We start from the raw sequence: 18,635 nt of genomic DNA on the forward strand, positions 1-18,635 counted from the left end.
GCTTAACATAGCGTCGACCAATGCAAGCCTATACAGCGCCTAACGAGGCGTTGGGTATTATTAAAGGTAACCGGATAATACAATTATATGAGTGATTATAAAGCCACATTAAACCTACCCGAAACCGCCTTTCCTATGCGCGGCAACCTTGCTCAGCGTGAGCCTAAAATGCTTAAAGACTGGCAGGAAAAAGGGGTATACACAAAGATTAGAGAAGCGAAGAAAGGTAAGAAGCCTTTCATTCTTCATGATGGCCCTCCGTACGCAAACGGCGATATTCATATTGGTCACGCAGTAAATAAAATTCTTAAAGACATTATTGTTAAGTCAAAAACACTGTCAGATTTCGACTCGCCGTATGTGCCGGGTTGGGACTGTCACGGTTTGCCTATTGAATTGATGGTAGAGAAGAAAGTGGGTAAGCCGGGCAAAAAAGTGACGGCTGCTGAGTTTCGCCAAAAGTGCCGCGAATACGCACAACGTCAAATTGATGGCCAAATGGCTGACTTTAAACGTCTTGGTGTATTCGGTACCTGGGACAATCCTTATAAAACCATGGATTTTCGCTCAGAAGCCGACATTATTCGCGCACTGGGTAAAGTGGTTGAATCGGGCCACTTAGAGAAAGGCTTCAAGCCAGTTCATTGGTGTACAGACTGTGGTTCTGCGTTGGCAGAAGCAGAAGTAGAATACCAAGACAAAATTTCACCTGCTATTGATGTGAAATTCCCTGTTGCTGATGTAGACGCTATTGCGGCTGCGTTTGGTGTAAGTAGTGAAGACTTAACCGCGCACAAAGCGGGCGTGGTTATCTGGACAACGACCCCGTGGACGCTGCCTGCCAACCGCGCCATCAGCTTGCACCCAGAATTAACCTACGCGATTGTAGAAATCACGTCGACCAACGAATGGTTAGTGGTTGCGCAAGATTTGCTTGAAAGCTGCATGACGCGCTACGGTATTGAAGAGTATCGTGAAGTAGCGACCTGTGTAGGTTCAAGCTTAGATAAACTGCTAGTTAATCATCCGTTCTTAGATTTAAAAGTACCGCTAATTTTGGGTGAGCACGTTACCACTGAATCAGGTACAGGTTGTGTTCACACCGCGCCTGCTCACGGTGTTGACGATTTCAATGTAGGTAAACAATACGACATTGAAGTGTACAACCCAGTCGGTAACAATGGTGTGTATTTAGAAAACACGCCTTTATTTGCCGGCCAGTTCGTATTTAAAGCCAATGATACCATTGTTGAAACGGTAAAAGAGCACGGTAACCTTGTGCTTAACGTGAAATATGAGCACAGTTACCCGCATTGCTGGCGCCATAAAACGCCTATCATTTTCCGTGCTACGCCGCAGTGGTTTATCAGCATGGATAAAAAAGGCTTACGTGCTGAGTCAATCGAACAAATCAAACAAACTAAGTGGATCCCAGAGTGGGGCGAAAACCGCATCCAGAAAATGGTAGAAGGTCGTCCAGACTGGTGTATTTCTCGCCAGCGTACATGGGGCGTTCCTATTCCTTTGTACGTGCACAAACTTACCGGTGAACTTCACCCTGAGTCAGTTGCACTTATGGAAAAAGTGGCCGCTGAGGTGGAAACTAAAGGTATTCAAGCCTGGTGGGATATCGATGATGCTGCACTACTAGGTAGCGAAGCCGATAACTACGACAAAGTCACCGATACCCTAGATGTATGGTTCGACTCAGGTGTCACGCACTACTTTGTGGTTGACCAACGTGAAGACATTCCCGCTAGCGCCGATTTGTACCTAGAAGGGTCAGACCAACATCGTGGTTGGTTTATGTCATCGCTAATGACGTCTACCGCCATGCATGGCCACGCACCCTATAAAGAAGTGTTAACTCATGGCTTTACCGTAGATGCTCACGGCAGAAAGATGTCGAAGTCGGTAGGTAACGTAGTTGCACCGCAAGAAGTGACGAACAAACTAGGCGCAGACATTCTTCGCTTATGGGTTGCGTCTACTGATTACCGCGGTGAAATTGCGGTGTCTGATGAAATTTTAAAACGTGCTGCTGATGCATATCGTCGTTTACGTAACACGTCACGTTTCTTACTAGCAAACCTTAATGGCTTTGTGCCAGAAGATGCTTTGCCAGAAGACGAGATGGTGGCACTAGACCGCTGGATTGTGGCGCGTGCGAAAGCACTACAAGAAGAACTTGTTGAAGCGTTTGAAAAGTACGATTTGTTAGTCGTTACGCAAAAGCTGATGCACTTCTGTTCCATCGAGTTAGGTTCATTCTACCTAGATGTTATTAAAGACAGACAGTACACGGCAAAATCTGACGGCAATGCACGCCGCTCTTGTCAAACTGCGCTTTACCATATTATGGAAGCGTTAGTTCGTTGGATGGCACCCATCACAAGCTTTACGGCGCAAGAGATTTGGGAAGCTTTACCGGGCGAGCGTAGTGAATTTGTATTTACCGAAACCTGGTACGAAGGCTTTAACAGCTTCACGCAAAGTGACGTATTTAACGACGAACTATGGCATCAGGTATTAAGCGTAAAAGACGCTGCAAACCAAGCCATGGAACAAGCGCGTAAAGACGGTCAGTTAGGCGGTTCGTTAGAAGCTAAGATTGACTTGTATGCTACAGAGTCTTTGTTTAACACCTTGGCTTCACTTGAAGATGAACTGCGCTTTGTATTGATTACATCAGCAGTGAACCTGACAAAAGTAGAAGGCGCACCAGACAATGCTGCGGCTACCGATGTTGAAGGTTTATGGTTAAGTGTAAACAAAGCAAGCGGCGACAAATGTGTTCGCTGTTGGCACCATCGCGAAGATGTTGGCACCCATAAGGGACACGAAGAATTATGTGGCCGTTGTGTAACCAACATTGATGGCGAAGGGGAAACGCGTCAGTATGCTTAATACTACGGCGGATACCAAGCCTAAGTTATTCAGTGAAACCGGTTTACGGTTTCTCTGGATAACCCTAATTGCATTTGCGCTAGATCAGGTTACCAAATACGCAGTGTTAGGCGGTATGTCACTTTATCAATCGATAGAGGTATTACCGTTTTTCAATTTAACCTACGTACACAATTACGGCGCGGCATTTAGCTTTCTTGATAGTGCCGGTGGCTGGCAGCGATGGTTTTTTACTGCCATCGCTACTGTCGTCAGTGTGGTTATTTTATGGTGGTTAAAACAATCACCCAAAAATCAGACCTTATTGCCTGTCGCCTTTTCTTTTATTTTGGGTGGCGCGCTAGGTAATGTTTACGACCGTTTAGTGCATGGATATGTTATCGATTTCCTCGATTTTCATGTAAACAACATGCACTGGCCTGCCTTCAATATTGCCGATAGCGCGATATTTATTGGTGCAGCCCTATTAATTATTGATATGTTCAAGAACGGCGAGAAACATAAAAGCGCCGATTCAACCAGCACGTCAAAGCAGTAACCGGAGCCACAATGACCGACAACCTAATTATTGGTTCTGACAGCGAAGTTATTCTTCACTTTGACTTAAAACTTGAAGATGGCTCAGCCGCTGACAGCACCCGCGTAAATAATAAGCCCGCGAAAATGGTAATGGGTGACGGTAGTCTTACCCCTAACTTTGAAGCTTGCTTACTAGGACTTCAAAAGGGTGAAAAGAAATCGTTCACGTTAGCCGCGAACGATGCCTTCGGTGAGCCTAACCCTAATAATATCCATTACATGGATAGAAGCCGTTTTGGTGCTGACTTGGAAATTCAAGAAGGTGCTATTCTTGCGTTTTCTCAGCCAGATGGCTCAGAAATACCCGGTATTATCAGAAGTGTCGCGGGCGACTCGATAACGGTAGATTTTAACCACCCATTAGCTGGGCAAACGGTTATTTTCGATGTTGAAATTGTCGATGTAAAAGTTGCACCTGCACCTACATCAAAAGGTGATCAGTAATTATGCAAATTCATCTTGCCAATCCTCGTGGTTTTTGTGCCGGTGTAGACAGAGCCATCACCATTGTAGAAAGAGCACTCGAAATATTTGAGCCGCCAATCTATGTTCGCCATGAAGTCGTTCACAATAAGTTTGTGGTTGATGGTCTACGTGAGCGTGGTGCTATTTTTGTAGATGAATTGCATGAAGTGCCCGACAACTGCATTGTTATTTTTTCTGCCCATGGGGTCTCTCAAGCAGTAAGAAAAGAAGCCGAAAATCGTGGATTAAAGGTATTTGATGCTACTTGCCCATTAGTGACTAAAGTGCATATGGAAGTGACCCGTGCGAGTAAAACAGGCACTGAATGTATTTTGATTGGCCATGCAGGACATCCCGAGGTTGAGGGGACGATGGGGCAGTACAGCAATGATGAGGGTGGAATTTACCTTGTCGAGTCTGAAGCCGATGTAGCGACCCTTGAAGTAAAAGATGCCAAAAATCTCTATTACTGCAGCCAAACGACTTTATCTGTTGATGATACTGCAGATGTTATTGATGCATTGCGTGAACGTTTCCCTGATATTCAAGGACCACGTAAAGACGATATTTGCTATGCCACCCAAAATCGTCAAGACGCCGTGCGGGATCTATCTCAAGATTGCCAAGTACTGTTGGTGGTTGGCGCTCAAAACAGCTCAAATTCGAATCGTTTACGTGAACTAGCCGAAAAAATTGGTGCGAAGGCGTACTTAATTGCTGATGCGAATTGCATTCAGGAAAGTTGGCTTAAAGATGTTGAGCATATTGGAGTAACGGCAGGTGCTTCTGCACCCGAGGTGTTAGTTCAAGGCGTGGTTGATAAGCTTAAAGCATGGGGAGCGGTTTCTGCTTCCGAACGTGCTGGCCGAGAAGAAAATGTTGAATTCGCGGTTCCTAAGGAGCTTAGAGTCAAACAAGTAAGCTAGCGCCTTTTAGGTATAAAAATTGGGCTGAATTTAAAAGCACCGCATTGATATGCGGTGCTTTTTTTTACGCTATCGTCTAATGGTAATACAATCTGATACGTTTTATGGTTGCTTATACCTTGAGCAAGAAATTTTTAGCATAGAATGCTAAACATAAGGTTGTGTCTAAATTTTAGCGTGAATGCCATTGGGCAATGCAGGGACTATGAATCGAACGATAAACACTAGTGGATTGGATAAGCAACAAGGCGTTGGCCTTATTGAGGTGCTTGTCACTATGTTCATTCTTGCCATTGGTTTACTCGGGGTGGCTGCTCTTCAATTCACAGGATCTTTTGCGAACAAAGATGCGATTAGCCGCACGCAAAGCGAATTTGTTGCGGCTCAAGTTGCAGAGCGCTTACGTGCTGCTGCGCGTGTGGCAACGGTAGGTGATGGCATTGTGGTTAACAACCAATATTTCAATGCAAGCAATTACAACTTCAACGGGCTCACCTGCTCGGGTTCCACCCATCCTTATAAATGTTTTTGTTTGAGTCGTCCTTCTGGAGTGCCCAATTGTGAAACCGCCACCTGCAACGAGCTGGATATGGCTAAATACGATGGCTGGGCATTATCTTGCGCGGCAGTACAAACTAACCCTCAAACCACACTGTCATTAACCTGTACAGATACTAACGTAGCAGATGTTTACAGTTGCAGTGCGGGCTCACGGCTGCAAGTTATTCTAGCGTGGCCGGTAGCATCAGCAGGTAGTCAAAATTACACCTTAAATACGCGTTGCAATCCAAATGACTCAGACAGTAACGCCTGTGTGATTAAGGACTTAACCTTGTGAAGCGTGTAAAGGGTTTTTCGCTTGTAGAGTTAATGATTTCATTGGCCTTAGGGCTGGTGATATCTGGCGCGATAATTCAGGTATTAGTGAGTAGTAGTGTAACGAACAAACTTAATCAAGCGGTGGCACAGGTTCAGGAGTCTGGACGTTATATAACAAGCCGGCTTAGTAGTGAGTTTTACGAAATTGGTCGCTATGACACTATTGTCGCGTCTATCGATAACTCAGTTGATACGGTGGCGGAGGCTGGATTTATTGAGAATAAGCCAATTGGGTTAGCCGGAGACTTCGTCTCAAACACTACGCTCGGAAGCACGCAAGCATCAAGTGGTGCAAATGACGTGTTAGTGGTGAATTTGCTTGCCTCTACAGACTGTACGGGCAGTAAGCATGGTTATGCCGCAGGTGATGAGTTTCATGTGGTTAACCGATACTACGTTAGCGGCAATGAATTTAAATGTACAGGCTACGATGGGCGAGTATTACGGGGCCTAAAAACACAATCCGTTTCACCAAATACTGTGACCTTGCTAGACAATGTAAGTAACTTCCAACTTCAATATGGCGTTAGTGATGTTGCTGAGGATTCTAATGGGCAAGCGATAACCTATGTGACGGCCGATAAGTTGGCTGCGCTACGAGCACAGAATCAACAAGTGGTTGCATTGCGCTGGGGGATCTTACTTAAAAGCTATCAAAATCAAGTTCAGCAAACTTCAGCCCCTACATTTGCATTACTAAACGAGAATCAAGTTACGCTAGATTCGAGCCATTATTATCAGGTTTTTGCTAAAACAGTGTCACTTAGAAATGTGAAAAACTTTGTTAGGAGCATTCAATGAAACAGCGTGGATTAGTAATGGTGTTTGCATTGTTAGTGTTGCTCTCTCTCACCATTTTAGGCGTAAGTGCGGTAACCAGTAGCCTATCCCAATCTAAAATGGCAATGTCAATGCAGCAGACGGGGCTAGCATTCGACGCTGCGGAAGCGGCTATTGCGGGGGTGTTTTTTGAGTCGGAGGACGAATCCCTGTTACAAGATAGCACTAAAGTTGACCCTCTTTCTGCGGCACGCCAGCTTGACCCCTACGAACCTGAAACAGAAACAATGAGCTGTTTCGATGAAAATGAATGGACTGATAGGTACATGACCGAAGGTGGTCTATCGTGGGGTAATGAACACACGACAAATGGTACTTATCAAACCATGGCGAGTACCAAAAGCTGGTCTCGTACAGCGTTTATAAGAGAGCAAGCATGTCGAGGTTCAAGCAACGTTATTGGTGGTAGCAACGTAAATTGCCACGTATTTATTATTAGAGGCTGCGGCAAAGTAGGTGGTAAATCTACGGTGGTTGCGAACTCCCTAGCGGCATCAGTGTTTGGCCCTGCGTCACAATAAAAAGAGTAATAATTATGAAGCGCGTGAGTAGTTTTTTTGTCTCGGTAGTGATGTTTTCTTGCATTGGCTTTTCTGCTGTCGGTGATGATTTGGATATTTACTTAGGCACGGCGTCAGAGTCTGCTACTTATAATCCAAATGTACTCTTTATTATGGATACGTCAGGCAGTATGACGGGCAAAGATGGCACCGGCCAATCACGCATTCTTAGAGTACAAAACGCACTTAAAGAGGCGTTAACGTCAGCCACCAATATAGATGCCGGCCTTATGCGTTTTTCCGACTATGGTGGCCCTATACTCTTTCCAGTAAGCGGAATTGACGATGCTATTCAACCGGAGCTTATCACCTCAACGGGTGCAAGCAGTCACGATGCGTCAGAAATCAACGGTACAGTAAATACTACGGCTAACGACCTGGTGTTGAGCTCTGGCACGAATATAGTCACATCCGGAATGCGTTTTACTGAGATGAATATTCCTCAAGGGGCAACGATACTCAGTGCGCACCTTCGTTTTACATCAGAAAAATTTAATATAGCGGGCACCACACTCACGATAAGTGGAGAGGCGTCAGCCACTAGCACGGAATTTTCCACGGCATATAACAACCTTTCGTCAAGAACCAAAACTGCATCAGAAGTTGAATGGGTAAGTAACAATGATTTTCCTTCTGCTGATGAGGTCATTGCCACGCCAGATATCTCATCGATTATTCAAGAAATTGTAGATTTGCCACAGTGGTGCGGGGGCAAAGACCTCAACATTCTTATAGAAGGCACAAGTTCAGATGCTGCCAGTAGCCGAGAAGCCCGAGCATTTGACTCTGGGCAAACTGGGTCGCCGCAATTGGTGGTGTCTTATGATGATACAACCGCTACAGGTTGTATCAGCGGTGAAAGTGTTTACCAAGTTAGCCGTTCTAACGACAACATAGAAGAAAATAACAACGGTTATGAAAATACAGGCTCAGAGCTTACGTTCTCAAGTAATTACAACAGCTACATAGGCGTTCGCTTTCAAAATGTAAACATCCCTCAAGGGGCTGAAATTACCGAAGCCTACATAGAATTAACAGCCTATAGCAGCTACAACCAGAACAACTCGAGCATGTTAATTCGCGGTGTTGCTGCTAATGATGCTGACGATTTCTCTTCTGGAAATCGATATTTGCTTAGAAATATTGGCAAAACGTCAGGTGTAACCTGGTCTATGGGGTCATTTTCATCGGGAAACGATTACGCCTCGCCCGATTTATCAGGTGTCGTTAAAGAGATTGTAGATAGAGCAGGATGGCAATCCGGTAATGCAATGGCGTTCGTGTTTAGTGACTTCACGGGCTATCGAGGTGCTTATACCTACAGTGGCTCTCAGTCGTCTGCCGCAAAATTAGTCGTTAAGTTTAATGGTTCCGCCACACCTGGACAGACATCGACAGTAAGAGAACACCTGATCAGTAAAGTTGATGAGCTTACTGCTAGCGGTTATACACCCATCGTAGATACATTATATGAGGCGGTTAACTATTACGGCGGCAGAGACGTTGATTATGGACTAACCCGTGGTAATTATAATGTATCAAACACGGTGAGGAAGAATACGCGTGTCAGTCATAGAAGCGCTTATCTGGGGGGGGATGCCGTTCAGCCAAATGGGTGTTCCGATGACAACTTGTCTGACAGCGACTGTATTAATGAATATATCCCTAGTGGGGCAACCTATATATCACCGGTGAATGACCTGCAGTGCCAGACCAACAACCATATTGTTTTACTGTCTGACGGTGAAGCAAACAATAATCACAGTGTCTCACTTATCGAGTCGTTACTAGGTGATAGTTGTACCGGTAGTGGCGGTGAAAAGTGTGGTTTAAATCTTGTGAAAAATGTCAGTGACTCAGATACATCGGTTATTGATCGTCGCGTAATCACCCATACGATTGGATTTGCGGCAAATAGTACCGCCAATAACTTCCTAAACCAATTGGCAGTACAAAGTGGTGGTGGATTCTATCAAGCCGATGACAGCACTGAGTTGCTTGAGGCATTCAATACTATTCTTCGCTCTGTAAAAGATGTTAATTCTACCTTTGTATCGCCGGGTGTAGCGGTGAATCAACTTAATCGCTTGACCCATAACGACGAACTTTACTTTGCGTTATTTAAGCCAAGTGAAGGGGCTATCTGGCCAGGGAATCTTAAGCGATATCGATTAGATGGTGAGAATATTTTAGATCAAAACTCATTGGTTGCTGTCGATGGTGATACGGGATTTTTTAAAGATACTTCTCATAGCTACTGGTCAACTCTCGTTGATGGTAGTGATGTTCGAGAGGGCGGTACCGCGAGTAAAATGACTGCTAACCGTAACTTGTATGTTTTCGATGGTGCTGGAAATATCATTCAATCGAGTAACGAATTGCATGAAGACAACAGCGAAATTACGACAGCATTGCTAGGTGTGGATGACGAACTCGATGCAGATGCGCTTCGCGAAGTACTGCTTAAATGGGCAAGAGGCATAGATGTTAAAGATAATGATGGTGACGGCGATACAACGGACTACCGTCTTCAAATGGGCGACCCCATTCATTCTCAGCCTGTAGTGGTTAATTACGGGAGCACAGACTCGGCCATTTTGGTTGCCACAAACCAAGGTATGCTGCATTCGTTTGATGCAGAAACCGGTGAAGAAAACTTTGGCATTATGCCTAAAGCGCTACTGCCTAACCTGCACCATTTTTATGAGGATATCTCAACGTTTAATCACGTTTACGGCTTAGACGGCGAGATGGTGTTGCGTACAGTGGGAACGTCGACTTACTTGTATTTAGGTATGCGACGAGGTGGCCGTAATTATTATGTATTTGATGTTACCCAGAAGACGTCACCTACGGTTAAGTTTGTGATTGAAGGCGGCAGTACGGGTCTTGAGAAATTAGGACAAACATGGTCTCGCCCTACTATCACTAAAGTTCGCTACGGCACCGAAGAGAAGAATGTCATGATCATCGGTGGCGGTTACGATGACTCGCAAGATGATAAGTTAGTGAGAAGTGCTGATAATATTGGAAATGCGGTTTATATGTTCGATGCAGACACTGGAAGCTTGCTTTGGCACGCCAGTAACGCTGATGCAGATTTGAATCTAGCTGATATGAACTACAGTATCCCAGGTCGTATATCCGTAATCGACAGAGACAACGATGGCTTCGCTGACCATATGTATGTCGGTGACATGGGCGGGCAGCTGTTCCGGATGGATATTTATAATGGCGAGTCGGGCAGCAACTTTATAAAAGGGGCTCGGTTGGCTAATTTTGCTGGAGACACCGCTGAAACTCATCGTCGCTTTTACTATGGCCCCGATGTTTCAGAGGTCGCGCTGGGTGACGAATTATATTATGCCGTGGCAATGGGTAGTGGATGGCGAGCATCACCGCTAGATGTCACAGTAGAAGATAATTTTTATATGCTTAAAGACGAGGGCGTTTTTAGTCGCGATGCGAGTGGTCAATTTACCTTTATGAGCACGGTGTCTGAGTCCGATTTATATAATGCCACCGAACATTTGCTTACCAGTAGCGATGAAACTGAGCAAGGGGTGGCAGCATCAAGCTTTGCAAATAAAGCGGGGTGGTATATCGAGCTTACCACCGATGGCGAAAAAGTATTGGCATCACCTTTAATAGTAGATTACAAAATATTCTTTACGACTTATGTGCCTGCGGTAAGTAGCACCAGTTTGTGTGCGCCGCCGTCTGGAAATAGCCGTGCTTATCTCGTTAACCTATTTAATGCGAATGCGGTATCAGACCTTAATAATAATGGCGAACTTGATAGTTCAGACAGATCAGTTGAGTTACAGCAAACAGGGATCGCGCCAGAGACTAAAATTCTTATTGAAGATATAACCAGTCCTGTGGTGTGCCTTGGTACCGAGTGTGCTTCCACTGTTATCAGTGTCGACGATGATGGCAACGAAGAACCCTGTGATTCAGCGTTTGAATGCTTAGCGCAAAATATTTATGGTAAGTTTGAACGAATACAACGAGGCAGTTGGCATTCTGAAACTGAGCGAGAGGATACATCTCAGTGATTAGTAGTAACGAAAAATATAAAGGCTTTTCCCTTATTGAATTAATGATCGTGGTGGCTATTGTTGGCATTCTTGCCAGTATTGCTTACCCGTCATACCAGTCTTTTATGACTGATGGGTATAGAGGCTCGGCGCAGGCAGACATGCTGGCATTTGCTGCTGCAATGGAGCGTCATCATAGTGGCTCGTTCAGTTACCAAGGTGCGGGTGCAGGTGGCGCAAATACAGGGGCACCAACCATATTTGCCACTTACTCGCCTTCTACAGAAGCAGCGGGCAATAAACGCTACGACCTTACCATAGTGTCTGCCGATGCAACCAGTTACCAGCTAAAAGCAACACCCGTAAGTAGCACCGCGCAAGCTTCTGATGGCGCGCTGTTTTATTTTAGTGATGGCCGCAAAGGCTGGGACGTAAACAACAATGGTTCGTTGGCGGCGGGCGAGTATTGCTGGTCTTGTTAATTCACTAGGGTTTTGCGGGGGGAAGTGGTACCAACGGCCCCATGATCGCTATATCTTGCCAACGCGATTGATACGGTGGTGCCACCACAACCTTCAATTGTTGGGTAATCGCTTGGCTTTCAGGTTTTACTTTTTCGATGAGCTCTTGCGCTTCATCAAGGGCCTCTTCTTCATTTAGTTTTTCTTCAGACGTTAACCCACTTTCTTCACTAAGCGTTTCGTCTGCACGTAAAGCTTCATCCGTATGGTTCAACTGGGGTAAAGGCTCTACAACTTGTTCTAAGGTCACAGCTTTTGCTGCGCTCGTGGTAGACGAGGGCGTAATGGCGATATATGCATCTTGATTGGCATTCACATTGATTAGTAGAGTCGTTTGGTCGGCTTCAAGTTGTTGCCGAGCTTGTTGCACTGCGTTAAGTTGCTGCCATTGTCCGTATATTTGCTGGTAAAGCTTCAGTCCAGCGGTAAAGGTCAGCGCAAAGAGTCCTGATGCAATTATTACCTCTATGAGCGAAAACCCTTGGGTCTTTTTACTTAAAGTCATGCCAACTCCCGGGTATGGGTTGCATCTTTTGCAAACCGCTAGATTGTTGAAGGGTGCGTAATACACTTAGATTGAAATTGATGTGCCCGTGAAAAACTCTAGATACTTCCTCATTGCTTACCATGGCGCCTTCAAGCTTGGCCGAAGAGGCGATAGTGGCAACGGGTATAACAGGGTGGGAACTACTAGAAGAGCTGGAAGGCACACTGGTGTCGCCTAATATCACTACTAACCCGTAAATTTGAGCATGGGTATCAAGGGTGAAATCCCCCTTTTCTACTACAAGTAAAACAGGTTGACTCGCTGACCCTATAATTTCACTGGGCGAAATATGGCAGTCACCACGCACCCAAAACACGAGATGGCGAGTAAGATCGTCGCAGTCGTTTGCTATGCGCGGCTTTGGAAAAAACATCGGCGTAAAGTTACTGTCATGTCGTTCAAAAAGGTGAGGCAATATAGCGTTAGTCGCACCGGTTACTACACCGTTGGCAGGAAGACGAACTATGGCGGGGTGGCGTAAAAAACCTTGTCTAATGAATAGCGACGTAACAGGGTGAGTCATGGACACGGTAAACAGCGTTAAATACTGAGTATCTCTTCCTGAATAGTGAGTCGCCGTCACTGATGCTCGGGCGAATAGACTTGCGGTTTGTTGCCAATCTTCGCTGGTACGCAGTTGCTCGGTTAATTGTGTCATGTCGTTGTGCAATGTATTCATCACCTCAACATAAGCAATACTGCGCTTACTGGCTTGAAACTCACTGGTAAGTAGTGAGTTGGTTGCCCACAGTGCCAGTGTTATTAAGCTTAACAGTATACCCACCACACTTAACAATACGGCGCCTTTTACCTTACTAGGACATTGCCAAGCGCTTGCGTCTCTTGCACCTATCACATGTTTTTGAACGACTAGTGAGGATGAGTAAAAATCGGCGTTATATCGCATTGGCAGCTCGTAAATACAGATGTTGCTCGGCGGTGAGTTCTGCGGACGCCTTGCTTTGTAGTGCAAGCTCAACTTTGTAAACCGGGGCATGGTTTATCTCACCGTGCAAAGATATAGTGAATTGAGTGACTTTTAATTCTGATGCATCTGTAAGATCGTGCCATCCACCTTGCTCGCAACTTTTGCTCGCTACACGGTACTCAAGGGCTTTATTGCGCAATCGAAAACCTAACAATTCTGCGGGGGCTTCATGACTAATGTCGCCGTCAGCATTTTTATCATAGGAAAATAAGACACAAGAGTTTTCGGCCTCTAGCGGATGATGGCTGATGTTGATAGCAGGCGGTAGTAATGCGCTGTTGGCAAAAATTTCTTCAAAAGGGCGCGCCACGAATCCGGCCCGCTGGAGTTGTAGCGAGAGAGAATGGCTAATAAGCCGTAACTCACTTTGCAGTGCTAATTGTTGCTGAAAATAACCTAGTTCTTTAGAGATAGTCGCAGCGCCCATGGCAGAAAAAAGAACCAATGTTGTACTGATGGCCATGGCTATGGTGAGCTCTACTAGGCTAATACCAGAGGACCCTAACATAAAGGAATTCCCTCTAGTGAAGTAGAAGTGCAATACCGCACACGGCCTAGGTTATTAATGATAACTTTGCCGGTGTATCGAGCGTTACTTATGGTGACTGTCATTGCGCTGCCGAAACTCATGCCATGAGTTCCATCGAACGTCAGCAACGCCTTTTTATTGGCTGGACTAGCAATGACTGCATGATAACTTTGCATAATAAGCCGTTTCTGCTGGCTAATAACGTGGCAACTGCTTGCTACATGGCAATCACAGTCACTTGCTGAGGTTAAGCCGATACAATGATTTGCTGAAGCGTCTACGACTAGGGTAATCGCCTTACGCTCAGAGATAGAAAGCGTGCGGGCGTACTTTGCAATGTCAGCGGTATGCTTTAACGCGCTCTTTATAGCGATGGCTTGTCGCCATTCAACAAAAGAGGGGGCAGCTATGGCGGTGAAAATGACCACAATGCAAAGCACCACAAGTAACTCTAACAAGGTAAATCCACCTGCTTTAATTAAAACCATGCCTTAGTCCGGTTATTTGTCATTTGTTTGCTGTTAGGTTTACAGCATAGCGAATCAACAAATAGAGGGCTGCTGTACCATGGAAGGGAAAATCAATTTAATTAAGATGGGAGGGATTACGTTAATCGAGCTTTTGGTCGCTGTTGCGATTGTGGGTATTGTTTCTATGTTCGCCATTCCCAGTTATTCATCAACCATCGCGCTTGCAAATAAGCATGAAACCATTAGCTATTTGCTCACTTTGCAAATAAAGCAAGAACGGTATTGGTTGAGTGAAGGTAAATACTCGGGGCTTAGTGGATTGCCGGCACCCAATATTGACGGCGTTACACTGACATACAGCGAATCTAAGAATGGAAATTATAGCATTGTTGCGTCTTTAAGCTTTTTGGACAAATCTAACCCTTGTCGGTTGCTAACTATCACCCCTTACGAAAATTTACCCCATGGATGTTGGGGAAGGTAGCCTATCATGGACTTACCATTAGTCCGCTGCGAATCAGGTCATGACAAGGAATTAAGGACAAGGTATTAAGGGCAAGTTAGAGCGGTGCCAGATAAATCTTCATTAATACCATCGTCGTCACTGTCGATGGCAACAGATATTCTACCGTAGAGTGACAATAGCAGGGCAGAAGCATAAGAGGCATCTTTACTCTTTGGGCAGATGGTTATGGTTGCACTGTTACTAATACTGCCTTGTTCAGAAAACGAAATAGCGCCAGAAATGCCACTGATTGTATTGCCTGAGTTCAGCGGGTCGCTGCTGGCAATAAGTGGTTCACTGCTATCTCTGCTTCCATTAGAGTTTTCATCAATAAAGACCATTTTCGCGTTAGCCCAATCGCTGACACAGGTGCTATAACTCGTGGTCGGGCAAAGTATCACGTTAAACTGTTCGTTAATGGCACTAAACCTAGCTTGCTGTGCAATAGCGCTCAACGTATTGATGTCGCCGGTTACTCTATTTTTGACTAAAATAGTATTAATAGACGGGGCAACGACTCCTACTAAGATTGCCAAAATGGCCACCGTAATTAGCATCTCTAAAAGAGTCAGGCCGTATTGAAGGCGCAAAGCGCTAGAAGACTTTATTTTCACTGAGATTTATTTACTAGGTTAATTTAACAATGATATTAGCGTTAGCCTCTATTATTACAACAATAAAGGTCAACGCGCGTGAACATTCAAGGTAAACCAATTTGCCTCGAAATGGGTATAAAAAAAGGCGTGTAGGCATGCCCAAAGATACAAAAAGTAGTGAATTTCAACGATTAATGAAGTTTGAATTCTTTTACCACTAACATCTAAGGCGAGTTTATCGTAAACTCAGGTATCAGGACGCCCACTCACTAATTGGACATTATAATGCAAAAACAAGCAGTTATTGAAGAAATGAAAGTGCTGCCTGAAATCGATGTGGCATTTGAAGTTACTCGTCGAGTGGCTTTCATTAAAAAGCAGCTTCTTACGTCAGGTTTAAATTCACTGGTGCTAGGCATTAGTGGCGGTATCGATTCTTGTACGTTGGGTAAATTAGCTCAGTTAGCAGTGAATGAGTTAAACCAAGAAAAGCACGAAAATTTTCAGTTTGTCGCTGTTCGTTTGCCTTACCAAACGCAAGCCGACGAAGCTGATGCTCAGTTGTCGATAGACTTTATTGAGCCTTCCCATTCTGTGACGGTTAATGTTCAGCCCGGTGCAGATGCTATTCATGCTTCTACCACTGAATCATTATCAAGCGCTGGTTTATTACCTGAAAGTGAAGCAAAGCGTGACTTCGTTAAAGGTAATGTAAAAGCACGAACCCGTATGGTGATTCAGTATGAAATTGCCGGAATGGTTGATGGATTAGTGTTAGGCACTGACCATTCAGCTGAAAATATTACGGGTTTTTATACAAAGTATGGCGATGGAGCGTGTGATTTAGCGCCTTTGTTTGGGTTGAGTAAACGCCAAGTTCGACAACTGGCCTCGCACTTAGGTGCCCCCCAAACTGTTATCACTAAAGCGCCCACCGCCGATCTCGAAACTCTCGCGCCGCAAAAAGCTGATGAACAAGCTCTTGGCATGACATACGATCAAATTGATGACTTCTTAGAAGGCAAATCAGTGTCTGCTGAGGTGGATGAAAAGTTGTTGTACATTTATCAGCGTACTCAGCACAAGCGCGTACCTATTCCAACCATTTATGATGAGTAGTTACCATGAAAAAGATTGAAGCGATAGTCAAACCGTTCAAGATGGACGATGTAAGGGAAGCATTAGCCGAAGTCGGTATTGCTGGAATGACAGTGTCTGAAGTAAAAGGCTTCGGACGCCAAAAAGGACATACTGAACTTTATCGCGGTGCTGAATATCAAGTGGATTTTCTGCCTAAAATTAAAATTGAGCTAGTGCTTGATGATGAGCGCGTCGAGCAGGCGATAGAAGCTATCGAAAACTCTGCAAAAACAGGCAAAATTGGTGACGGCAAAATATTCGTATTTAACGTTGAGTCAGCGGTGCGAATTCGTACGGGTGAGCAAAACGAAGACGCGATATAAATAGGCATTATTGACTAACGCTTTGTGTTGCAGTCAATATCAAAAAAGGGAGCCTTAGGCTCCCTTTTTAGTTAGTGCGTTTATCACGAAGCAACAGTATTAGTGGTCGTGACCACAGCCGCCTGGCGTATGGGCATGGCCGTGCTCTAATTCTTCAGCAGTCGCATCGCGTACATCAACCACTTCTACATCAAAAGTAAGTGGAATGCCTGCAAGTGGGTGGTTACCGTCTACAACTACTTCGTCATCAGATGTCTCGATGATAATAACCGATTGCTCACCTTCTGGCGTGGTTGCACGAAAAGACATGCCAACTTCAACGTCCATGCCTTCAAACATTGAACTAGGTACGCGCTGAACGAGTTCATCAATACGTTCACCGTAGGCTTTCTCTGGCTCAACAGACAAGTTGAACTTTTCACCTTTCTCTTTACCTACCAATGCTTCTTCTAGTCCCTCAATAAGAAAGCGGCGCCCTTGAAGCACTACAAGCGGCTCCTTACCGGCTGAAGAATCAAGCTCGGTACCGTCTTCAGTTGAAACGGTGTAGTGAAGGGTGACAACGCTGTCAGAGGTTATAGTCATAATTTGTCCTGTAGTTTTGCCCTTCTGGGCGATGGTTTTAAATTTATTAAAGATTATTTACGGTTTTTCACCAATGAGCTCTTAGCCTGCTCAATGCTGTACGGTAAAGGGCTAGGGTAGCAGGTAATTTCAACTTGATCAGCTAGGCGATGAATATCTTGCTCAGTGGTATCGTTTGAGAGCACAGCCATAAACCATGTTTCTTCGCTAAGTTCAGCTTTACGAATTACCATACCAGCGCGACGCCAGTTCTCGCCTAATTGCTTTTCTAGTGTATCGCCAGCGTTAATATGAAACGCTTTTGGCACTGAAAAACTATAGGCTGCACGCTTGTTTTTACCTAAGAATCGAGTGCGGGCAACCACTTCCTGGCCCATATAGCAGCCTTTGTCAAAATCGATACCGTTAAGTGCCTGCACATTCATCATTTGGGGAACGTATTCGCTGACCCCAGTTTCTTCGATAGACGGTATCGCACTTTCTATCATAATAGCATCGTATACATTTTGTTCAAAAATTGAGCCGTTGGTGTCTTTCACTTTTTGCTCAAATTCAGGGGCTCGCTCAGAATTCAGTACCACATAATAGCCGGCGCGCTGAGTATCACTTTTAAATACCCACCCTACATCACTGTGAACACTGGTTAATGGCTCACTAGGAAGGGTGTCGAAATAGCTACTAAGTAACATCTGCCCAAGGTTTTCACCTAAGAAGAATTGCGTGTACTGGTTTGATTCATCGGTTATATCTACCTTTGAGAACACACCGTACTTATTTAACTGCGCAAGGGAGTGCGCACCAGAGTCTTTGTTAGTTAGCATGAAGATAGCATTTCCATGGCGACCATTTCCATGGCGGCCCACAAACGAAATAGACCAGGTCTTTCCTTTGTTGTCACAATGGGCACAATACCTCACCGTATTCTCATCTAAAGCGTTAATGTTAACTGTCACTTGACCATGTAAGTAGCTGTCAGCTTGCTCGCCTTCCAGCTTTATTAGCATGTTGTCATTTAACTTAATTGCATAGTGCGAAGGTAAATCAGAAAGAGTCGTTAACGCTGTCATCAAAGATTCCGAATGAAGAATTTATAATGTAGTAGGTGAGGGGTTTGCGCGCTTTATCAAGGGGAACCCTTAAGATTATCGTGTTTTGTGGTTAATTCGTGCTATCTACGGTGCTATTGAAACGCCTTTCTGTCTAAAAGGGCAGTGATCCTTCGCCCATCACCGTGG

General features: G+C 44.9%; 19 protein-coding genes. 12 read left to right on the forward strand and 7 right to left on the reverse strand.

Annotated features, from left to right (window positions below):
- The first annotated feature begins 87 nt into the window (after window positions 1–87).
- The 9 genes from ileS to C7Y69_RS16685 all read left to right on the forward strand — a co-directional run bounded on the left by ileS (window position 88) and on the right by C7Y69_RS16685 (window position 11,678).
- Complete coding sequence (gene ileS, locus C7Y69_RS16645) at window positions 88–2,907, forward strand: isoleucine--tRNA ligase (RefSeq protein ID WP_013783319.1); 2,820 nt, start codon at window positions 88–90, stop codon at window positions 2,905–2,907.
- Window positions 2,900–3,445, forward strand: coding sequence for a signal peptidase II (gene lspA / locus C7Y69_RS16650; protein WP_013783320.1), 546 nt, complete (start codon window positions 2,900–2,902; stop codon window positions 3,443–3,445). Before ileS ends, lspA begins: the two co-directional genes overlap by 8 nt.
- Before the next feature lie 11 nt (window positions 3,446–3,456).
- Window positions 3,457–3,930, forward strand: a complete 474-nt coding sequence (gene fkpB / locus C7Y69_RS16655) for an FKBP-type peptidyl-prolyl cis-trans isomerase (protein WP_013783321.1) — start codon at window positions 3,457–3,459, stop codon at window positions 3,928–3,930.
- A gap of 2 nt (window positions 3,931–3,932) precedes the next feature.
- A complete protein-coding gene (gene ispH, locus C7Y69_RS16660) occupies window positions 3,933–4,877 on the forward strand; it encodes a 4-hydroxy-3-methylbut-2-enyl diphosphate reductase (RefSeq protein WP_126873433.1) in 945 nt (314 codons plus the stop codon).
- Window positions 4,878–5,082: 205 nt separating this feature from the next.
- Window positions 5,083–5,715, forward strand: a complete 633-nt coding sequence (locus C7Y69_RS16665; RefSeq protein ID WP_126873434.1) for a prepilin-type N-terminal cleavage/methylation domain-containing protein — start codon at window positions 5,083–5,085, stop codon at window positions 5,713–5,715.
- The gene (locus C7Y69_RS16670) at window positions 5,712–6,557 is read left to right on the forward strand and encodes a PilW family protein (RefSeq protein ID WP_013783324.1); all 846 of its coding nucleotides are present in this window, start codon (window positions 5,712–5,714) and stop codon (window positions 6,555–6,557) included. The genes C7Y69_RS16665 and C7Y69_RS16670 overlap by 4 nt, the downstream gene beginning before the upstream one ends.
- A complete protein-coding gene (locus C7Y69_RS16675) occupies window positions 6,554–7,117 on the forward strand; it encodes a PilX N-terminal domain-containing pilus assembly protein (protein ID WP_013783325.1) in 564 nt (187 codons plus the stop codon). The genes C7Y69_RS16670 and C7Y69_RS16675 overlap by 4 nt, the downstream gene beginning before the upstream one ends.
- A 14-nt stretch (window positions 7,118–7,131) precedes the next feature.
- The gene (locus tag C7Y69_RS16680; protein WP_126873435.1) at window positions 7,132–11,214 is read left to right on the forward strand and encodes a PilC/PilY family type IV pilus protein; all 4,083 of its coding nucleotides are present in this window, start codon (window positions 7,132–7,134) and stop codon (window positions 11,212–11,214) included.
- On the forward strand, window positions 11,211–11,678 hold the full coding sequence (locus C7Y69_RS16685) for a type IV pilin protein (protein WP_013783327.1): 468 nt from the start codon (window positions 11,211–11,213) through the stop codon (window positions 11,676–11,678). Before C7Y69_RS16680 ends, C7Y69_RS16685 begins: the two co-directional genes overlap by 4 nt.
- Window positions 11,679–11,682: 4 nt before the next feature.
- On the opposite strand, the gene C7Y69_RS16690 is transcribed toward C7Y69_RS16685, so the two are convergent.
- Genes C7Y69_RS16690 through C7Y69_RS16705 form a run of 4 tightly spaced genes read right to left on the reverse strand, consistent with a single transcriptional unit; the run spans window position 11,683 to window position 14,269 of the window.
- Complete coding sequence (locus tag C7Y69_RS16690) at window positions 11,683–12,222, reverse strand: type II secretion system protein J (RefSeq protein WP_126873436.1); 540 nt, start codon at window positions 12,220–12,222, stop codon at window positions 11,683–11,685.
- Complete coding sequence (locus tag C7Y69_RS16695) at window positions 12,209–13,171, reverse strand: hypothetical protein (protein WP_126873437.1); 963 nt, start codon at window positions 13,169–13,171, stop codon at window positions 12,209–12,211. The genes C7Y69_RS16690 and C7Y69_RS16695 overlap by 14 nt, the downstream gene beginning before the upstream one ends.
- Window positions 13,161–13,760, reverse strand: a complete 600-nt coding sequence (locus C7Y69_RS16700; RefSeq protein ID WP_126873438.1) for a hypothetical protein — start codon at window positions 13,758–13,760, stop codon at window positions 13,161–13,163. The genes C7Y69_RS16695 and C7Y69_RS16700 overlap by 11 nt, the downstream gene beginning before the upstream one ends.
- Window positions 13,754–14,269 carry a prepilin-type N-terminal cleavage/methylation domain-containing protein gene (locus C7Y69_RS16705; protein ID WP_013783331.1) on the reverse strand — a complete coding sequence of 172 codons (516 nt, stop codon included), beginning with the start codon at window positions 14,267–14,269 and terminating at the stop codon, window positions 13,754–13,756. Before C7Y69_RS16705 ends, C7Y69_RS16700 begins: the two co-directional genes overlap by 7 nt.
- A 79-nt stretch (window positions 14,270–14,348) precedes the next feature.
- Here C7Y69_RS16705 and C7Y69_RS16710 point away from each other — a divergent pair, with 79 nt between their 5' ends.
- Window positions 14,349–14,735 (forward strand): type IV pilin protein, encoded by a 387-nt coding sequence (locus C7Y69_RS16710; protein WP_013783332.1) that lies wholly within the window; start codon window positions 14,349–14,351, stop codon window positions 14,733–14,735.
- A gap of 65 nt (window positions 14,736–14,800) precedes the next feature.
- Here C7Y69_RS16710 and C7Y69_RS16715 read toward each other — a convergent pair whose 3' ends face one another.
- Entirely contained in the window at window positions 14,801–15,370 is a 570-nt protein-coding gene (locus C7Y69_RS16715; protein WP_013783333.1) for a GspH/FimT family pseudopilin, read from the reverse strand.
- A gap of 267 nt (window positions 15,371–15,637) precedes the next feature.
- Here C7Y69_RS16715 and nadE point away from each other — a divergent pair, with 267 nt between their 5' ends.
- Window positions 15,638–16,471, forward strand: a complete 834-nt coding sequence (gene nadE, locus C7Y69_RS16720; protein ID WP_013783334.1) for an ammonia-dependent NAD(+) synthetase — start codon at window positions 15,638–15,640, stop codon at window positions 16,469–16,471.
- A gap of 5 nt (window positions 16,472–16,476) precedes the next feature.
- Window positions 16,477–16,815 (forward strand): P-II family nitrogen regulator, encoded by a 339-nt coding sequence (locus C7Y69_RS16725; RefSeq protein WP_013783335.1) that lies wholly within the window; start codon window positions 16,477–16,479, stop codon window positions 16,813–16,815.
- Window positions 16,816–16,914: 99 nt separating this feature from the next.
- Here C7Y69_RS16725 and C7Y69_RS16730 read toward each other — a convergent pair whose 3' ends face one another.
- Together C7Y69_RS16730 and C7Y69_RS16735 are read right to left on the reverse strand one after the other, a co-directional pair.
- Window positions 16,915–17,400, reverse strand: a complete 486-nt coding sequence (locus C7Y69_RS16730) for a peptidylprolyl isomerase (RefSeq protein WP_013783336.1) — start codon at window positions 17,398–17,400, stop codon at window positions 16,915–16,917.
- A gap of 53 nt (window positions 17,401–17,453) precedes the next feature.
- A complete protein-coding gene (locus C7Y69_RS16735; RefSeq protein WP_013783337.1) occupies window positions 17,454–18,467 on the reverse strand; it encodes a YgfZ/GcvT domain-containing protein in 1,014 nt (337 codons plus the stop codon).
- Window positions 18,468–18,635: the final 168 nt, after the last annotated feature.

The sequence above is a fragment of the Alteromonas sp. KS69 genome (assembly GCF_003989595.1).
In the GTDB taxonomy this organism is placed as follows: domain Bacteria; phylum Pseudomonadota; class Gammaproteobacteria; order Enterobacterales; family Alteromonadaceae; genus Alteromonas; species Alteromonas naphthalenivorans.

What these genes read in the sequence shown, in the direction of transcription:
- C7Y69_RS16665 (WP_126873434.1), top strand. Translation starts at nt 5,083, where the DNA reads ATGAATCGAACGATAAACACTAGTGGATTGGATAAGCAACAAGGCGTT.
- C7Y69_RS16710 (WP_013783332.1), top strand. Translation starts at nt 14,349, where the DNA reads ATGGAAGGGAAAATCAATTTAATTAAGATGGGAGGGATTACGTTAATC.
- C7Y69_RS16675 (WP_013783325.1), top strand. Translation starts at nt 6,554, where the DNA reads ATGAAACAGCGTGGATTAGTAATGGTGTTTGCATTGTTAGTGTTGCTC.
- C7Y69_RS16700 (WP_126873438.1), bottom strand. Translation starts at nt 13,760, where the DNA reads ATGTTAGGGTCCTCTGGTATTAGCCTAGTAGAGCTCACCATAGCCATG.
- C7Y69_RS16735 (WP_013783337.1), bottom strand. Translation starts at nt 18,467, where the DNA reads ATGACAGCGTTAACGACTCTTTCTGATTTACCTTCGCACTATGCAATT.
- C7Y69_RS16695 (WP_126873437.1), bottom strand. Translation starts at nt 13,171, where the DNA reads ATGCGATATAACGCCGATTTTTACTCATCCTCACTAGTCGTTCAAAAA.
- C7Y69_RS16680 (WP_126873435.1), top strand. Translation starts at nt 7,132, where the DNA reads ATGAAGCGCGTGAGTAGTTTTTTTGTCTCGGTAGTGATGTTTTCTTGC.
- ispH (WP_126873433.1), top strand. Translation starts at nt 3,933, where the DNA reads ATGCAAATTCATCTTGCCAATCCTCGTGGTTTTTGTGCCGGTGTAGAC.
- ileS (WP_013783319.1), top strand. Translation starts at nt 88, where the DNA reads ATGAGTGATTATAAAGCCACATTAAACCTACCCGAAACCGCCTTTCCT.
- C7Y69_RS16705 (WP_013783331.1), bottom strand. Translation starts at nt 14,269, where the DNA reads ATGGTTTTAATTAAAGCAGGTGGATTTACCTTGTTAGAGTTACTTGTG.
- C7Y69_RS16725 (WP_013783335.1), top strand. Translation starts at nt 16,477, where the DNA reads ATGAAAAAGATTGAAGCGATAGTCAAACCGTTCAAGATGGACGATGTA.
- C7Y69_RS16690 (WP_126873436.1), bottom strand. Translation starts at nt 12,222, where the DNA reads ATGACTTTAAGTAAAAAGACCCAAGGGTTTTCGCTCATAGAGGTAATA.
- lspA (WP_013783320.1), top strand. Translation starts at nt 2,900, where the DNA reads ATGCTTAATACTACGGCGGATACCAAGCCTAAGTTATTCAGTGAAACC.
- fkpB (WP_013783321.1), top strand. Translation starts at nt 3,457, where the DNA reads ATGACCGACAACCTAATTATTGGTTCTGACAGCGAAGTTATTCTTCAC.
- nadE (WP_013783334.1), top strand. Translation starts at nt 15,638, where the DNA reads ATGCAAAAACAAGCAGTTATTGAAGAAATGAAAGTGCTGCCTGAAATC.
- C7Y69_RS16730 (WP_013783336.1), bottom strand. Translation starts at nt 17,400, where the DNA reads ATGACTATAACCTCTGACAGCGTTGTCACCCTTCACTACACCGTTTCA.